General features: G+C 38.7%; 15 protein-coding genes. 2 read left to right on the forward strand and 13 right to left on the reverse strand.

What is annotated here, in order from left to right; translation table 11 throughout:
- Positions 1–35: 35 nt before the first annotated feature.
- From GQR56_RS10050 to pxpB, 7 genes are all read right to left on the reverse strand, one after another.
- On the reverse strand, positions 36–875 hold the full coding sequence (locus GQR56_RS10050) for a PhzF family phenazine biosynthesis protein (protein ID WP_231613129.1): 840 nt from the start codon (positions 873–875) through the stop codon (positions 36–38).
- Complete coding sequence (gene asnB, locus GQR56_RS10055; protein WP_024612788.1) at positions 859–2,532, reverse strand: asparagine synthase B; 1,674 nt, start codon at positions 2,530–2,532, stop codon at positions 859–861. The genes GQR56_RS10050 and asnB overlap by 17 nt, the downstream gene beginning before the upstream one ends.
- Positions 2,533–2,685: 153 nt before the next feature.
- A complete protein-coding gene (gene pcp / locus GQR56_RS10060) occupies positions 2,686–3,354 on the reverse strand; it encodes a pyroglutamyl-peptidase I (protein ID WP_197112202.1) in 669 nt (222 codons plus the stop codon).
- Positions 3,347–4,372 carry a DUF979 domain-containing protein gene (locus GQR56_RS10065; RefSeq protein WP_166110931.1) on the reverse strand — a complete coding sequence of 342 codons (1,026 nt, stop codon included), beginning with the start codon at positions 4,370–4,372 and terminating at the stop codon, positions 3,347–3,349. Before GQR56_RS10065 ends, pcp begins: the two co-directional genes overlap by 8 nt.
- Positions 4,369–5,079: a DUF969 domain-containing protein gene (locus tag GQR56_RS10070; RefSeq protein ID WP_024612436.1), complete on the reverse strand. Its 711-nt coding sequence runs from the start codon at positions 5,077–5,079 to the stop codon at positions 4,369–4,371. Before GQR56_RS10070 ends, GQR56_RS10065 begins: the two co-directional genes overlap by 4 nt.
- A gap of 17 nt (positions 5,080–5,096) precedes the next feature.
- A complete protein-coding gene (locus tag GQR56_RS10075; RefSeq protein WP_166110936.1) occupies positions 5,097–6,026 on the reverse strand; it encodes a biotin-dependent carboxyltransferase family protein in 930 nt (309 codons plus the stop codon).
- Entirely contained in the window at positions 6,019–6,684 is a 666-nt protein-coding gene (pxpB, locus tag GQR56_RS10080; protein ID WP_166110939.1) for a 5-oxoprolinase subunit PxpB, read from the reverse strand. Before pxpB ends, GQR56_RS10075 begins: the two co-directional genes overlap by 8 nt.
- Before the next feature lie 313 nt (positions 6,685–6,997).
- On the opposite strand from pxpB, the gene msrA reads away from it, so the two are divergent.
- Complete coding sequence (msrA, locus tag GQR56_RS10085; protein WP_024612438.1) at positions 6,998–8,287, forward strand: peptide-methionine (S)-S-oxide reductase MsrA; 1,290 nt, start codon at positions 6,998–7,000, stop codon at positions 8,285–8,287.
- 137 nt (positions 8,288–8,424) lie between these two features.
- Entirely contained in the window at positions 8,425–9,201 is a 777-nt protein-coding gene (locus GQR56_RS10090; protein WP_166110942.1) for an amino acid ABC transporter substrate-binding protein, read from the forward strand.
- 787 nt (positions 9,202–9,988) lie between these two features.
- On the opposite strand, the gene GQR56_RS10095 is transcribed toward GQR56_RS10090, so the two are convergent.
- The 6 genes from GQR56_RS10095 to GQR56_RS10120 all read right to left on the reverse strand — a co-directional run bounded on the left by GQR56_RS10095 (position 9,989) and on the right by GQR56_RS10120 (position 16,339).
- Positions 9,989–10,870: a LysR family transcriptional regulator gene (locus GQR56_RS10095; RefSeq protein ID WP_024612440.1), complete on the reverse strand. Its 882-nt coding sequence runs from the start codon at positions 10,868–10,870 to the stop codon at positions 9,989–9,991.
- A 342-nt stretch (positions 10,871–11,212) separates the two neighbouring features.
- On the reverse strand, positions 11,213–11,869 hold the full coding sequence (locus GQR56_RS10100) for a CoA transferase subunit B (RefSeq protein WP_007376577.1): 657 nt from the start codon (positions 11,867–11,869) through the stop codon (positions 11,213–11,215).
- Positions 11,870–11,883: 14 nt separating this feature from the next.
- A complete protein-coding gene (locus GQR56_RS10105) occupies positions 11,884–12,582 on the reverse strand; it encodes a CoA transferase subunit A (RefSeq protein WP_166110947.1) in 699 nt (232 codons plus the stop codon).
- Positions 12,583–12,645: 63 nt separating this feature from the next.
- Positions 12,646–13,542, reverse strand: coding sequence for a hydroxymethylglutaryl-CoA lyase (locus tag GQR56_RS10110; protein ID WP_166110949.1), 897 nt, complete (start codon positions 13,540–13,542; stop codon positions 12,646–12,648).
- A complete protein-coding gene (locus tag GQR56_RS10115) occupies positions 13,539–15,560 on the reverse strand; it encodes an acetyl/propionyl/methylcrotonyl-CoA carboxylase subunit alpha (RefSeq protein ID WP_166110952.1) in 2,022 nt (673 codons plus the stop codon). Before GQR56_RS10115 ends, GQR56_RS10110 begins: the two co-directional genes overlap by 4 nt.
- Before the next feature lie 8 nt (positions 15,561–15,568).
- Positions 15,569–16,339: an enoyl-CoA hydratase/isomerase family protein gene (locus GQR56_RS10120; protein WP_166110955.1), complete on the reverse strand. Its 771-nt coding sequence runs from the start codon at positions 16,337–16,339 to the stop codon at positions 15,569–15,571.
- Between the last annotated feature and the right edge of the window lie 3 nt (positions 16,340–16,342).

Genomic DNA, 16,342 nt, shown 5'->3' on the forward strand with positions numbered 1-16,342 from the left:
ATTGACTTAAATAAACACGCTCTAATAAACATGCTCTAATAAACCAGTACTCGGCTTTTGTTTAACGCATAGTTAAGCAAAGCGCCGCTGGCTGATTGCTGAATAAGCAATCCCGACTTTAAACCTGATAGTCTAAAAGCGACTTGGGCAATAACAGATACGGCTGAACCTGTCGCACTATCTTCATTTACACCAAATTGCGGCGCAAAATAGCGAAAGTAAACATTAGACTGCTGCGTATTAGCACTTTTTATTTGCATAATAATTACCGCGTTTTTTTGTGATTGCTCAATAGCATTAATATCAACATCAAGATTTTTTAAATTCACTTCTTCATCTATTAAAATCACCGTATAACCATTTTTAGGTGCAGTTTTAAACGCAGCTTTAATAGGCGTATTAATAATGCTTTGTAGTAATTTATCAGCAGTAAATGTAGTGGCATTAATTGTTAGTAGCTCAAGTTGTGCAGCGGTGCGTTTAACCTTAATTAAAAATCGTTCGTTACTATTTGAAATAAACACTTTAGGGCAATAAGGTTGCGATTCTAATAAATAATTTGCTGCAGCGAGCGTGCCGTGTCCGCAGCGTTTAATTTCATTAAGTTGATTAAACCAGCGAATTTGACACATGGGTTTGTTTGTATCAGCTTTGTTTAAAAATACGGTAGCAGGGTGATGAGTTGTTGCGGCAATGCGCTGCATCATTCTTGAGGTTAAACCGGTCTTATAAATAACAATTAATGCGCTAGAGCCGCCTAAGTTATTTTTTTTGTATGAAAAAACAGTTCGCTCTGAAATATGAAAAATAAAACGCTGCATAAATAAAAATGATTTATGCAGCGTACAATTAACGCGTTTAGCCTTTGCTTGCATAGGCGTCGTTATGAATACCTGCAGCACGACCTGAAGGATCTGCATTATTTTGGAACGATGCGTCCCATGCAAGTGCTTCAGGAGTTGAACACGCTACCGACTTACCATGCGGTACACATTTAGCCGATGCATCACCTGGGAAGTGAGATTCAAAAATTGAGCGATAGTAATATGCTTCTTTAGAATCTGGCGTATTAATAGGGTATTTAAATTTCGCATTTGCAAGCTCTTGATCGCTTACTTGCTCATTTACAAACTCTTTTAATGTATCAATCCAGCTGTAGCCTACACCATCAGAAAACTGCTCTTTTTGACGCCATAAAACTTCATCAGGTAAGTAGCCTTCAAAACCTTCACGTAAAATGTGTTTTTCAATTTTACCATCTTTACACATTTTAGCTTCAGGGTTAATACGCATAGCGACATCAACAAATTCTTTATCAAGGAACGGAACACGTGCTTCTACGCCCCATGCCGCCATAGATTTATTAGCGCGTAAACAGTCAAACATATGAAGCTTTGATACTTTGCGATTTAGCTCCTCATGAAACTCTTGTGCGTTTGGTGCTTTATGGAAATAAAGGTAGCCACCAAATAGCTCATCAGCGCCTTCGCCCGACAACACCATTTTAATGCCCATTGCTTTAATTTGGCGAGCCATTAAATACATTGGTGTTGATGCACGAATAGTTGTTACATCGTAGGTTTCTATGTGGTAAATCACCTCACGTAACGCATCAATCCCTTCTTGAATTGTAAACAAAATCGGGTGATGAATAGTACCAATCATATCTGCTACTTTTTGAGCCGCAGCTAAATCAGGTGAACCTTCAAGACCAACAGAGAAAGAATGTAGTTTTGGCCACCAAGCGTCGCTTTCATCGTTGTCTTCAATTCGTTTTGCAGCAAAGTTTTGTGTAATTGCCGAAATAACAGATGAGTCTAAACCACCAGAAAGTAGTACACCGTAAGGTACATCACACATTAGTTGGCGTTTTACAGCGGCTTCTAATGCTTCTTTAACATCTTCTGATTTTGCACTGTTATTTTTAACTGCATCAAAGCTTTCCCAGTCACGCTTGTAATAAGGCGTAACTTTACCATCTTTACTGTACAAGTAATGACCTGGAGGAAATTCTTCAATATGTTTACAAATTGGCGATAACGCTTTTAGCTCTGAGGCAACATAAAAGTTACCGTGCTCATCGTGACCAGTGTAAAGCGGAATAATACCGATATGATCGCGACCAATTAGGTAAGCGTCTTGTTCTTCGTCATATAAACAAAATGCAAAAATACCATTTAGGTCATCTAAAAAGTCAGGACCTTTTTGCTTATAAAGCGCTAAAATAATTTCACAGTCTGATTGAGTCTGAAAAGTAAAATCTGTTTCTAAATTAGCAGCTAGCTCTTTATGATTATAAATTTCGCCATTAACCGCTAAAATATGGGTTTTTTCTGGATTATATAAAGGCTGTGCACCACTTGATACGCCAACAATGGCTAAACGTTCGTGCACTAAAATAGCTTTTTCAGATGCATATACACCAGACCAATCCGGGCCACGGTGTCTAAGCAGTTTTGACATTTCAATTGCTTGGGTACGCAACTGAGCGGGATCAGATTTAATATCTAATACCCCAAAAATTGAACACATAGTAACTCCTCATTCCTATTATGTGTGCAGTAGAGCCAATTTGCTGTACTGCGAAACCTTGTTTTATCAGAAAAAATTACTCAAGTCACACTGCTTTTACAATTAATTAAGAATAATTTATGCACCAACGTGAAAATTGGTGCACCAAAGCGGTTAGTGTGTGGTTCCGGCGGCTATTTTAACATCAACATCATTGCTCAAAGCTTGCGCTATTATCACTTTAAGTGCGTTTATAACGGTTTCTTCACTCATACTGGGTGCACCATGGTGGTGCACTGCTTGGCTCGGTAAATAAGGAATATGTACAAAGCCGCCTTTCATATTTGTGTAGTGCTCATTAATGTAATGCATAAGCCCATACATTACATGGTTGCAGACATACGTACCGGCTGTATTTGAAATTGCAGCAGGTATATTACTGTTATGTAATGCTTGCAGTACGCGTTTTATAGGTAGGTTAGTAAAATAGGCATCAGGACTATTTTTTTCTATAGGAATATCGATAGGTTGATTGCCTGCGTTATCTTTTATGCGAGCATCATCAATATTAATTGCAATACGCTCAATTGATATTTCACTGCGCCCACCAGCTTGTCCAATACATATAACCACTTTGGGATTATGTGACTCTATTGCTTGATGAAGCTCTTTGATAGAAGTATTAAACTCACACGACAGTTCAAGAGTACAAACACGGTGTTTCATAATGATGCTTTCATCGAGTTTTTGCACTGCTTGCCATGACGGGTTAACTGTTTCGCCACCAAATGGAGCAAAGCCGGTGATTAAAACACACGGCATTGAAGAAGTTGATTTAGTCATTAAACACCACGCTATACATTAAAATAATATTGACGACGAGAAGAGTAACCGCCGTAGGAATTTGTACTTTTATTACATGATACTTATCTTTTAAGTCTAATAATGCCGCAGGGATGATATTAAAATTAGCTGCCATAGGGGTCATTAAAGTACCGCAATAGCCGCTATACATACCCAGCGCAACTAAAGGTGCAGGGCTTGCGCCGTGACCTTCTATTAAAAATGGCATCGCAATACCTGCCGTCATTACCGGAAATGCAGCAAACGCATTACCCATAATCATGGTAAAAAACGCCATTCCCACACAATATAAAACAACCAACATAAAGCGGTTATCAGGCGCGATAAACAAAGTAACTAATTCTTTGATTGAATCGCCTGTTTGCGCGACGATAAATACACCACCGAGCATGGCTAGCATTTGCGGTAAAATAGCAGCCCAACCAATTGAGTCGACTAAACGGCGCGATTCGCTAACAGCCTCGACTGGGCTTCCTCCCGTGATTTTCCAACCTACTAATAACGCCAGCAAACAAGCTATCGTAAGTGAAGCGAGCGTTAAGTGACGTTGATCAAGTAAATATAAATCATTAATAGCTACGCCATCGAGTAATACAGTAAATATTACGGTTACTACGGGTATCATTAATGCCGGTATAAAGAGCTTATTACCCAATCGTTTTGATGATTTAGTTTGCTGCTCATCAGTTAGTACTGAATAGCTTCCCATTGACACTAAATTACAGCCCGCCAGTAGCGCAATGACTATAATACTTATGCCAACTATTAAATAAGTCATTGGCGCACCAAATAGAGCAATCGATAAATCACCGAATAAAAAACTGCTACCAAATAAAAACCAAAATAGGGCGGTTGTTAACTTTTTAGGGTGTTGCTTGTCTTGCAACGTTCGTACAACTAAAAACATTACCATAACGCCTATAAGTAAATAAACGTTTTCAATAGTGACAATGGCAGTGGTTGATTGAGTTACATCGGTGTCGATTAACTTACTCATACTGAAGACTCCACAGCGTTGTATTTTTCAATCGCTTTGGCTATTTTGCTTTCCAGACGAGCTAATCTAAATAAATGAATAATTAATGCGCTTATAGCTGTCGGAATAGCCCATAAACCAATATGAAGAGGCTCTATGCCTGCAATACCATTTTCTTTTAAAAATGCGTCCATAAGCAGTACCGCACCAAAGGCAATAAATATATCCTCGCCAAAAAACATCGCAATATTATCTACTGCTGCAGCATGAGCGCTAATCATATCTTTTACGGGTTTTGGAAGTTCGCCGTATTTGTTTGTTGCCGCTCCCAATGCCATAGGCGCTAAAAGTGGACGTACGGTTTGAGCTTGCCCACCTAAGGAGAGTAATCCTAGAGCCGCAGAGCATTCTCTAACAATAAAATAAAATGTTAAAATACGTGCGCTGGTGGCTGTTTTAATTTGTGAAATCCAATCGCGCGCGCGTTGTTGTAATCCATAACGCTCAAGCAGAGCTATAACAGGCAAAATTAATACAAAGCTTGCAAGTTGACGCGAGTTCATAAACTTTTCGCCAAAGGTTTGCAGTAGCGTAATAAAATCGAGGTTAACCGCCCAACCCGTCGCTAATCCTGCAAATGTAACAACTAATAAAGGGTTAAACCTCAAGGCAAAACCAACCACCACAACCGGTATACCAATAAGTGGCCAATAGTTTAAATCGAACATAGTTTTCCTATTTATTTTTATAGGTTATTTTTAAGTGCAAGGCTTAATTGATGTAAATGCCCATCAAGTTTTTGCTTAGCTTTAGTTGCCTGTTCAAAAGTAACGTATTCAAATTCGACCGTATCTAAAGGTCTAAATTGAGCGAATTGATGTAGGTCGGCTTCAATAACGGTTCCTAAAAGCGGATAACCTCCAGTTGTTTGCCCATCATTAAGCAGCACAATTGGCTCACCATTTGGTGGTAACTGAATGCTCCCAGGGCTTACACCCATCGACGGCAACGAGTGGCAGTGCACCAAGTTATTTTTATTGTGCTCAAGCCTTACTCCCATACGATTGCTGTTAGTGCTGACTTTAAATGTTGTTGATGCAAAGGTATTAAGTAGCGACTGACCTAACAGGTTAACGTGAGGACTTGGGTGTAAACGTATAAGTTTGCGTTGCGGAAGAGGAATAGCACCTACTTCAACAAATTCTTGTTGATAGGGCGTAATAGGTATTTCATCATTATTGGTAAGAGCTCGCCCATGTAGACCGCCAAAGCACGCGTTTAAATCTGTAGATTTAGACCCCATAATTTCATTGCATTGTACGCCGCCTTTAATCGCTAAATAAGCTCTTAAGCCAGCTCTACCGGTTGCAAAGCTAAGTACTTGTTTGCTTTTTATTGCATAAGTCCAGCCTGGGTAAATTGCTTTTCCGTCAAGCTTTGCCTGTAAATCAGCGCCGTAAAGGGCAACAACTGTATCGCAGGTAAATTCAAGTTCGCACAAACCAACCGTTATTTCTAAAACGGCATCGCTGTCATTGTTGTTAAGTAACCGGTTAGCAATTATTTGTGCATAGGGGTCTAAGCTACCCGTTTTACTTACACCTAAATGGCGGTAACCAGCGCGGCCAAAATCTTGAATGGTAAGTTGTACACCACTTTTGAGTACTTTAATCATGAGTAGCCCCCTTTATATTAATAGGAACAAATTCAAGCGTGTCGCCTGGTTGAATTAAACAAGGTTGTTCAGAGGTCGAATCAAACAGAGATATATCTGTATGACCTATTATATGCCAGCCACCCGGTGTATCGGCAGGGTAAATACCAGTTTGCGTTGCGCCAATAGCAACAGATCCTTTAGGGACTTTAATACGCGGTTCATCGCGCCTTGGTGTGTATAATTGCTCGTCTAAGCCATATAAATAAGCAAAACCAGGCTGAAACCCTAAAAATAAAACATGGTAATGCGTTTTACTATGAAGCTTAATAACTTCAGCCACACTTAAATTATGATAGTTAGCTACATAATTGAGATCTTCACCATTGTATGTGGTTTCAATTAAGTGATGCTTGCCTGTAAAGAAGCTACTTGCAATATCGTCCCAGAGCGTTGGTAAGGTTTGCAGCCATTTATTTAAATGTTTTTCTGATTTTAAATAAAGAGTTAGCGAGTTCATTGCCGGAACTAAATCAATAAATTCACCACTGTTTTTACAGTGACTAGCTAAAGCCCAAATTCTTTTTTGAATAGCTAATATATTATTTGTATCTAAATGCGATGCATCAAGCAGTAAACTATTATTGCTTAATGCATAAGTTTGAGGCGCAGGGTTCATATATAAACCTATTAATACTAGATAACTCAAACCTAACATAGTTTTATTAAATAAATCACACCATTGCGACTAAGTTAAGTATGTTTTGTTTATTAATCTGCTTATTGTAAATTAATGAGCATAAACATTAGTTTATTTGAACAAGCTTTCCTTAAATTTAATCTTTGAATGTAAAAATCCCCCCCAAATTGATCAAAAGCTATCTAAAAATAAACCTTATAAGATTAATTTCGTACTAAATAAGTAATTAGGTTGAAATGAAAATTAAGATAGTTAGGTCTTAATTAGCACGCACTTGTTTAAGAGGTATTTTATGAAACACCAGCAATTATTTTATTTATCGGGCGCTGCTATTTTATTTAGCGCTGGCAGTTTTGCTTTATCTATGGAAAAAGTAGAACACAGTAATGTAGAAGCAACCATGCATGTAGAGACTATTGTACTTGGTTCAGGTTGTTTTTGGGGAGCCGAAAAGCACTACGAAGCACTAAATGGTGTTATAGATGCAGAGTCGGGTTACGCTGATGGAAATGGCTTTAAAGCCACATACCGTAACATTACCGATCAATCTCGTCGATTTGACGATAACAACTACGCTGAGGTTGTACAGGTGATGTACAACAGTAATATTATTTCAGCTGAAGAGCTTTTAAAAAGTTACTTTGAAAGCCATGATCCTACGCAAAAAAATCGCCAAGGTAACGATGTTGGAACACAATATCGCTCAATTGTTTTAACAACAACGCAAAAGCAAGCGCAAGTAGCAGAAAAAGTTAAATCTGAGTATCAGCAGCTATTAACGAGCGCAAGCTATGGAAAAATAGAAACAACGATCAAACCTCTAGAAGCCTTTTATTCGGCTGAGGAATATCATCAAAATTATTTGGAAAAAAATCCTAAAGGGTACTGTCCAGATCATTCAACTGGTGTGGTTTTTAATAAAATGCCAGTAGAAAAAGTTGATAACGCTGCTTTATTAACAGGTAAACAAATAGTGGTATTAGACTCACGTGATTATTGCCCATACTGTGAAAAGTTTAAAAAGGCAGTAGCAAATGACTATAAAGGCACTATACCAATGACATTTCGTCATGCGGATCAGCTTAAAGGTTTAACAATTAAGTCGGCAACGTGGGCAACACCGACCATTCTATTTTTAGAAAATGGTGTAGAAGTATATGGCAGACAAGGTTATGCAACGCCTGAAGAGTTTTATAAATCGTTAGGTGCATTTAAGCTAGGTAACAGCGATGCTTATAAAGTAGCATTTGATGCGCGAACAGATAGACCTTATTGCAAAGAGTACAAAGAGTTTAAAAATACACCCGATGGTACTTTTGTCGATAAATTAAGTGGAGAAAAGCTGTTTGATACAAGCGATAGATTTAATTCTGGAACAGGGTGGCTTTCATTTACACATCCAGTAAAAGACAGCGTTACTCAGCACGACGACAGCAGTTGGGGTATGACTCGAATAGAGCTTCGTTCAAAAAGCACTGGTATTCACTTAGGTCATCTATTTCCTGGTGAAGGTCCAAGAGGTCGTGATCGTTACTGTATAAATGCAACCGTATTAGATTTTGTACCAAGAGACAAAAGCTAAGCCAATAATCTAGTTAAGCCTGATTTTTTAATCAGGCTTTTTTTTGCATAAAACAAAATAGGTTTATGAAAATCGTTGCAAACTTGTTAAAATTCACATCGACAACTATCACACACATTATTTAATTTAGGTTGTAAATGAATCAATTAGAAAAAATACTAAAGCAGTTTATGTATTTCTCTGTCGTTATGCTGCTCTTTATGTGCAATGCAAGGTCGGCTACTCACTATGTAGTGGGTGTTGAGAACATTGAATATCTCCCATATTATGACGGCAGCGGTATCGATAAGGCTGACTATTATGGCTTTAGCGAAAAATTACTTACTTTGTTTGCGCAGCAGCACGAGTTTGAACTTGAGTTTTATGCATTGCCTATTAACCGTCTTTACAAAGAGTTTATAGAACACCGCCATGTTGATTTTAAATACCCAGATAACCCTAAATGGAAACCAAGTTATAAAGCTTCATTTATGGATGTTAATGATATTATTTATTCACGGCCTATAGTTGAAACGAAAACGGGTATTGCAAGCTTAAATAAAAAAATTACTATTAGTGAGTGTGTGAGTTTTGCCACGGTAAGAGGGTTTACACCGCAAAGCTTTAAATCACTAATGTACAGTAAAAAAATAGAGTTAATAGAAACAGCCAATGTGATGGAATTAATTGAGTTACTTTTGAAAGAACGCGTAAAGTGCATTTATATATCCAACGACGTACTTGATTATAATATCGTTAAATACTTTAAATTAATCCGACCCGTTTATTTTCAAAATCAATTGTCTGTGGATCTACAAACATTTTCATTATCGTCTATTGAGTATCCTGAGATAGTTAAGAAGTTTGATCAGTTTTTAGTTTCTCATAAAATTCAAATTAACAAATTAAAGCAACAATATCATATAAAAAATTAACTAAAAAAGCCCCGTAAGTATTAGCTTACGGGGCTTTTTATATGAGATATTTAAATTGTATTAAATATGTATTATGCAGTTATGTCTTAATAATAAAAACAGTCCAAGCTAGGTCACCACCTAACTTGAACCATTTTTCACACTGACAACATCTTCACACACAATATAAAGATTCTGTTTCTGCCTTTAACTCAGGCAATTTAATATTATATGGGTGTTAGTAAGTAATAAAAACAGTTCAAGCCAAGTCACCACCTAACTTGAACCGCTTTTCACACTGACAACATCTTCACACACAATATAAAGATATAGTTTGCTACTTTAATACTTGTAGCTTTATTAATAATATTACGTGGATTGTAGCGAAAATAAAAACAGTTCAAATCAAGTCACCACCTAACCTGAACTGCTTTTCACACTGACAACATCTTCACACACAATATAAAGATTTTTTCTTACGCTATATGAGCTTAACAACCCAAATAATTGCATTTATTAACTTGGCGTTTTATTAAATAAATCAAGTTTTGCTGCTTGCGTATCCGATGAATTTACTTTAAATCGTTAGCGCATTTTCGACAAACGATAAAAACGAATCTAATAAGTGAAAAAAACTAAACTATAGACTTTAGTCTAGGTTGGTTTTTTAAGCTCTTGATTTTTTTAAATATAAATAAAGTTGGTGGGTTTGTTTTAAAAACGTTAGGTATAAATAATGTTAGGGCGAATTAGTTGTACAATACATAATTAGTTATTAAGTATTGGTTCGCCCACAATAAAGAGGAGATCAGTCTTGTATTTTTCTAAATGTACTTACAACCCATTTAGCAAATATATCAAGAGGGTGGTTTGGCTCACTTGCTTCATGTTGTACTAAATAGTATTTATCTTTCGTTGTTAGTGGCTGTTCAAACAGTTTAAATAACCATTTTTCATCTAACCAACTCTGGCTTATCGGTAATGGGATTAATGCTATTCCCATGCCTTGTTGTGCAGCTCTAGCTACACCAAACATGCTGTCAATTTGAATGATTTGTGTTGGAGAAAAATCATCTATTCCTGACTTTTCAGCCCATTGATGCCATGCCCATGGGCGAGCTTTATGCAAAATAAGCGGGACTTGATTAAGCGCTTTACGGTGATCGTCTTTCCATTGAACTAGCAATTTTTCGTTACAAGCCGGAATATACTCTAAATTAAACAACTCAGTTGTTAACCCTTCAGTGGGCTTACTTGATGATAAAACGATTGATAAATCACTATGGCGCGTTAATTCTTTACGTGTTTTAAGCGTGTCCATTTGCAAATTGATATTAGGATGTTCTGACGTCCATTCACGCAATCTAGGCATAAGTAATTCACTAGCAAAAAACTCAGGTAACGTTATCGTCAAGTTTGTATTTTGCTGCATCTGACTAAATTCATTGATGGTGCCCTCTAAGGTGCTAATTATTGGAGATATAGCATCAAAGAAGTTTTTTCCGGCCGTAGTTAAACTAATTGAGCGAGTTTTACGCTGAAAAAGTTCAATGCCAAGTTGTTCTTCTAATTGTTTAATTTGATGGCTTACCGCAGACGGAGTTAAGTACAGCTCGTTAGCTGCATGCTTAAAACTTAGGCTTCTTGCTGCAAAGCAAAAAGAGCGAAGGCCACGAATAGGAGTTTGCATGTTTTCCAATATAAAGTTATTTGAGACGCCTACTATAGGCAATAATCGAACCAGTTATTAAAACTAATAATATCAATTAGTTAATAATATTTATAGAGCAAGTTCACAAAAGTGGTGCATGATAACAACAATGTAGTGCAAAAGCTCTAGATACTGACTATCTAAATATTCACTTATTATAGATAATAATTTACTACAGATGTATGAATAAGACCAAAAAATAAAGAAAAAGATAAAAAAAATCCCTCGTAAGAGGGATTTTGGGTAACTCAGCGCCATTGGCACTGGGAATGAGGTCGGTACAAGGTAAAGCGATATTTTAATTAAACTTTTTAAAAGTAACTAAAAAACCATTTCTGGTACTTCACCATCAACAAGTAGTTTACCTGCTGTTTTACTAATAATTTCATCAACTGATACACCAGGAGCGCGTTCTAATAGATGAAATGCGCCGTCTTTCACTTCTAGTACGGCTAAGTCTGTCACTATTTTTTTAACGCAATTAACGCCTGTAAGCGGTAAAGAGCATGCCTCTAATAGTTTAGAATCACCATGCTTGCTAGCATGAGTCATAGTAACAATAATATTTTTTGCGCCAGCGACTAAATCCATCGCGCCGCCCATGCCTTTAATTAGCTTTTTAGGGATCATCCACGATGCAATATTGCCGTTCTGGTCAACTTCAAATGCACCCAGAACAGTTAAGTCTACATGACCACCCCGTATCATGGCAAAACTATCCGCACTATTAAATATGGCTGCACCTTTAGCAGCTGTCACGGTTTCTTTACCCGCGTTTATCATATCGGCATCTAGCTCTGCTTTAGTAGGGTACGGACCCATACCTAAAAGACCATTTTCGGACTGTAACATAACTTCAATATCATCCGGTACATAGTTTGCGACGAGTGTCGGAATTCCTATGCCCAAATTAACGTAGTAACCATCTTGTAGTTCTTGTGCAACGCGCATTGCAACTTGTTCACGTGATAATGCCATAATTATGCTCCTGCTTAATCTCGTGTTGTTACACGTTCAATGCGTTTTTCAAAGCTGCCTTTAATAACGCGATTTACAAAAATACCTGGGGTATGAATTTGGCTTGGCTCAAGCTCACCCGGCTCTACAATCTCTTCTACTTCGGCAACGGTAATTTTGCCAGCCGTTGCCGCCATTGGATTAAAGTTCATTGCCGTGTGTCTAAACACTAAATTACCGTAACGATCGGCTTTCCATGCTTTTACTATGGCAAATTCACCTGTTATAGACTCTTCTAAAATATACGGGCGCCCATTAAATTCTTTTACGTCTTTGCCCTCAGCAACAGGGGTTCCGTAACCGGTTGCGGTGTAAAAGGCAGGTATGCCTGCGCCACCAGCGCGCATTTTTTCGGCAAGAGTACCTTGTGGCGTAAGCTCTACATCAATTTCACCACTTAATAACTGCTGCTCAAATAGGGCATTTTCGCCAACGTATGAGGCAATTACTTTTTTAATTTGTTTGTCTTGTAATAAAATACCTAAACCAAAGTCATCAACACCACAGTTATTAGATACCACGGTTAAGTCTTTTGTTTGCATCTGCTTAATTTGTTTAATTAAACCCTCTGGAATACCACATAAACCAAAACCTCCGGCAATAATGGTATCGCCGTCTTTTAATCCTTCCATTGCAGCTTCGTAGCTATAAACTACCTTATCAAAACCGGCCATGAGTCTCTCCTCATTGTGTGCTATTTGTTGTTAACTATCTTGAATCATCATTTTATAAGATAGCTATTTAGTGTGTAGTGCCACAGATACTTTGCTCACAGGTTGTTTACCAAGTGCTTTGGTTATCTCCCAGCCAGCCTCACTTAACCTTTGTAAATCAATTCCGTGTTCAATGCCAAGCCCTTGCAGTAAGTAAACTACATCTTCGGTGGCAACATTTCCTGACGCACCCTTAGCATAAGGACAGCCACCAAGGCCTGCGACTGCCGCGTCAACCGTTGCTATACCTAGGCTTAAGGCTGCGTAAATATTTGTAAGCGCTTGACCGTAAGTATCATGAAAATGCACGGCAAGTTTGGTTTTATCAATGTGCGTTAAAAGTAACTCTATTAACTGCGTTACTTTTTTAGCGGTGCCAACACCAATGGTATCGCCAAGGCTTACTTCGTAACATCCTAAATCTAATAGCTTTTGCGATACACTCAGTACTGCTTGCGGGTTAATTTCACCCTCATAAGGGCAACCTAGCACACAGCTTACATAACCACGTACGCGGATATTATTAGCTTTAGCAAACGCCATTACTTCGCTAAAGCGTTCAATACTTTGCTCTATTGAGCAGTTTATGTTTTTTTGACAAAACGACTCACTCGCAGCTGTAAATATAGCAAACTCTTTAATGCCGACAGCGTGCGCTGCATGTGCGCCTTTTAAGTTAGGTGTAAGGGCGCTTAAATTTACATCGGGTAAATTAAGGGCTGATATTACATCGGCTGAGTCTGCCATTTGCGGCACCCATTTTGGTGACACAAACGCGCCAGCTTCAATATCTTTTAAGCCAGCAGCACTTAAGGCGTTAATAAGTGCTACTTTATCGGCTGTGCTTACTGTTTTTTCGTTTTGTAAGCCGTCTCGTGCGCCAACTTCAACAATACGAACTTTACTTGGAAATGCACTCATAATGCACCTTCCTCTGTTGTATCTTCTACTATCGCAAGTAGAGCGCCATGCGTTACTAATTCGCCTTCACCAAAACAGTAGCTTTTTAAAATTCCGTCATGCGGTGCGTTAAGCGTGTATTCCATTTTCATGGCTTCAATAATAACAACCGCATCACCTTTGGTAATTGTGCTACCAATGTCGATTAAGTGCTTAACTACCGTGCCATTAAGCGGCGCGGCAAGTGGCAAAGCTTCGCTTTCGTGCGAACTGATATAATGTTTATCAACTAGTTCAAGCTTAGTTTGCAGTGCTTTATTCATAACAGTGACAATATTGGCCACGGTACTATTGCTCAAGGTACTATTGCCAACAGTATTTACATGCGCGGTATGTTTTTCGCCATTAATAAATACACTGCAAAGACCATTATTTAATGTGCCTTGTAGGTTAAATACGTGCTCGTTATGCGTAATACTATAGCCCGCTGACGTTTTTATAGCGCTTAGCTGTAAATCGGCAAAAGGGATTTTAATTGCTTGCGGAGCATTGAGTGTAAAACCACTCAGTTGTTGCCAAGGGCTTGCACTGTTTTGCGCATTTTGGGTGCTAGTTAACGATTCTAAATATGCAAAAGCACCAATAAGTTGGCTTGCTTGTAATAACGATTTATCAACCGCAACTAACGACTCGCCTTGCTCTGCAATAAAGTGTGTACTTGGCGCACCTTGTTTAAACGTAGGGTGGCTTGCTAAGTTATGTAAAAAGCCAATGTTAGTGCTAAAACCCGCTAAATGAAATTGCTCAAGGGCGTGTTGTAAACGGCTCAAGGCTTGTTCGCGATTGTCGTCGTGCACAATAAGTTTTGCAATCATCGGATCGTAAAACGGGCTGATTTCGTCGCCTTGTGCAATGCCTGTATCAATGCGTACAAATTCACTGTTAAGGGGTGTATGTAACGCTTCAATAGTGCCTGAGCACGGAATAAAGTCGTTAGCTGGATCTTCTGCGTATATACGCGCTTCAAAGCTATGACCCTGCAATTGAATATCACTTTGTGTCAGTGGCAGTGTTTGCCCACCCGCAATATTAATTTGCCAATTGACTAAATCTACACCGGTTACCATTTCGGTCACTGGGTGTTCTACTTGAAGGCGCGTATTCATTTCCATAAAGAAAAATTCATCGCCACACAGTAAAAACTCAACCGTACCTGCACCTCTATAATTTATAGCCAATGCACAACGTACAGCCGCTTCGCCCATTTCTTTGCGTAGCTCGTCAGATAAACCCGGAGCAGGGGCTTCTTCAATTACTTTTTGATGACGACGTTGCAAAGAACAATCACGATCGCCTAAATAAACACAGTTACCATGGTTATCTGCAAATACTTGCACTTCAACATGGCGAGGCTGGTTTACGTAGCGCTCAAGCAATACTAAATCGTTACCAAAACCGGCAATTGCTTCACGTTGCGCGCCCTCAAGTGCACTCATAAATTGTTTGGCGTTTTGTACAACGCGCATGCCTTTACCACCGCCACCAAAGGCAGCTTTAATTAGTACAGGGTAGCCAATTTTTTCAGCTTCACTTTGTAAAAAAGCAGGATCTTGTTTATCGCCATAATAACCAGGTACTAACGGCACGTTAGCAGCTGCCATTATTTCTTTAGCGCGGGTTTTAGACCCCATTGCTTCAATGCTACTTGCTGGTGGTCCTACAAACGCAATGTTGTTAGCTTCGCAGGCTTTAGCAAAATCGCTGTTCTCAGATAAAAAACCATAGCCTGGGTGAATACAATCAGCGCCGCAGTCTTTGGCAACTTGTAAAATTTTGTCTGCTACTAAATACGAATCTTTACTTGGCGCAGCACCAATATGGTAAGCCTCGTCGGCCATTTTTACGTGTTGAGCATGTTTGTCTGCATCAGAATAAACCGCGACCGTGGTTAAGCCCATTTGTTTTGCAGTGCGCATTACTCGACACGCAATTTCTCCACGATTGGCAATCAGTATTTTTTGTAATCGTTGTGTGTTCATAATCAATCCTACAGTTGCCAAGCGGGTGGGCGTTTATCAAAAAAAGCAGTTAGCCCTTCTTGACCTTCTTCAGATACGCGAATTTTTGCAATACGCTCTGCGGTAAGCTCAATGAGTTCATCGGTTATTGGTTTATTTGCTACATCGTTAATTAATGCTTTAGCAGCTTTTACTGCAACAGGTCCGTTATCAATTAGTGTTTGCAGCATATTATCGACCGCACAGTCTAAATTACCGGTTACTTGATGAATTAAACCAAGTTGTTTAGCAGTATGTGCATCAAACACTTCAGCCGTTAAAAAGTACCTGCGAGCAGCGCGCTCACCAATGGCTTTAATGACGTATGGACTAATAACTGCTGGAATAAGACCAAGCTTTACTTCGCTTAAACAAAATTGTGCATCGTCTTTACTAAGGGCTATGTCGCAACAGGCTATTAAACCCAGAGCACCACCAAAAGCAGCACCTTGCACAGCGCAAATTGTAGGGTGTGGCGAGCTTGCTAATACCTGCATTAATTTAGCTAATTGCATTGAATCAGCTAGGTTATCGGCATAGTTGTTATCCGCCATCGATTTCATCCAAGCTAAATCAGCACCGGCTGAAAAGTGTTTACCTTCTGTTTTTAAAACCAAAGCACGAATATCAAGCGTATTTGCATGTTCAATACACTGAATTAGCTCGTGTATTACTTCACTGTTAAATGCGTTTCTTTTTTCTGGGCGGCTTAACACAAGTACAGCCACATTAGATTTTGTTATTTGTAGTGTTACTGACATTTT

This window comes from Pseudoalteromonas sp. Z9A5 (assembly GCF_011378875.1).
GTDB lineage: Bacteria > Pseudomonadota > Gammaproteobacteria > Enterobacterales > Alteromonadaceae > Pseudoalteromonas.

Coding starts and splice junctions, on each gene's coding strand:
- GQR56_RS10050 (WP_231613129.1), bottom strand. CDS start 875: ATGCAAGCAAAGGCTAAACGCGTTAATTGTACGCTGCATAAATCATTT.
- asnB (WP_024612788.1), bottom strand. CDS start 2,532: ATGTGTTCAATTTTTGGGGTATTAGATATTAAATCTGATCCCGCTCAG.
- pcp (WP_197112202.1), bottom strand. CDS start 3,354: ATGACTAAATCAACTTCTTCAATGCCGTGTGTTTTAATCACCGGCTTT.
- GQR56_RS10065 (WP_166110931.1), bottom strand. CDS start 4,372: ATGAGTAAGTTAATCGACACCGATGTAACTCAATCAACCACTGCCATT.
- GQR56_RS10070 (WP_024612436.1), bottom strand. CDS start 5,079: ATGTTCGATTTAAACTATTGGCCACTTATTGGTATACCGGTTGTGGTG.
- GQR56_RS10075 (WP_166110936.1), bottom strand. CDS start 6,026: ATGATTAAAGTACTCAAAAGTGGTGTACAACTTACCATTCAAGATTTT.
- pxpB (WP_166110939.1), bottom strand. CDS start 6,684: ATGAACCCTGCGCCTCAAACTTATGCATTAAGCAATAATAGTTTACTG.
- msrA (WP_024612438.1), top strand. CDS start 6,998: ATGAAACACCAGCAATTATTTTATTTATCGGGCGCTGCTATTTTATTT.
- GQR56_RS10090 (WP_166110942.1), top strand. CDS start 8,425: ATGAATCAATTAGAAAAAATACTAAAGCAGTTTATGTATTTCTCTGTC.
- GQR56_RS10095 (WP_024612440.1), bottom strand. CDS start 10,870: ATGCAAACTCCTATTCGTGGCCTTCGCTCTTTTTGCTTTGCAGCAAGA.
- GQR56_RS10100 (WP_007376577.1), bottom strand. CDS start 11,869: ATGGCATTATCACGTGAACAAGTTGCAATGCGCGTTGCACAAGAACTA.
- GQR56_RS10105 (WP_166110947.1), bottom strand. CDS start 12,582: ATGGCCGGTTTTGATAAGGTAGTTTATAGCTACGAAGCTGCAATGGAA.
- GQR56_RS10110 (WP_166110949.1), bottom strand. CDS start 13,542: ATGAGTGCATTTCCAAGTAAAGTTCGTATTGTTGAAGTTGGCGCACGA.
- GQR56_RS10115 (WP_166110952.1), bottom strand. CDS start 15,560: ATGAACACACAACGATTACAAAAAATACTGATTGCCAATCGTGGAGAA.
- GQR56_RS10120 (WP_166110955.1), bottom strand. CDS start 16,339: ATGTCAGTAACACTACAAATAACAAAATCTAATGTGGCTGTACTTGTG.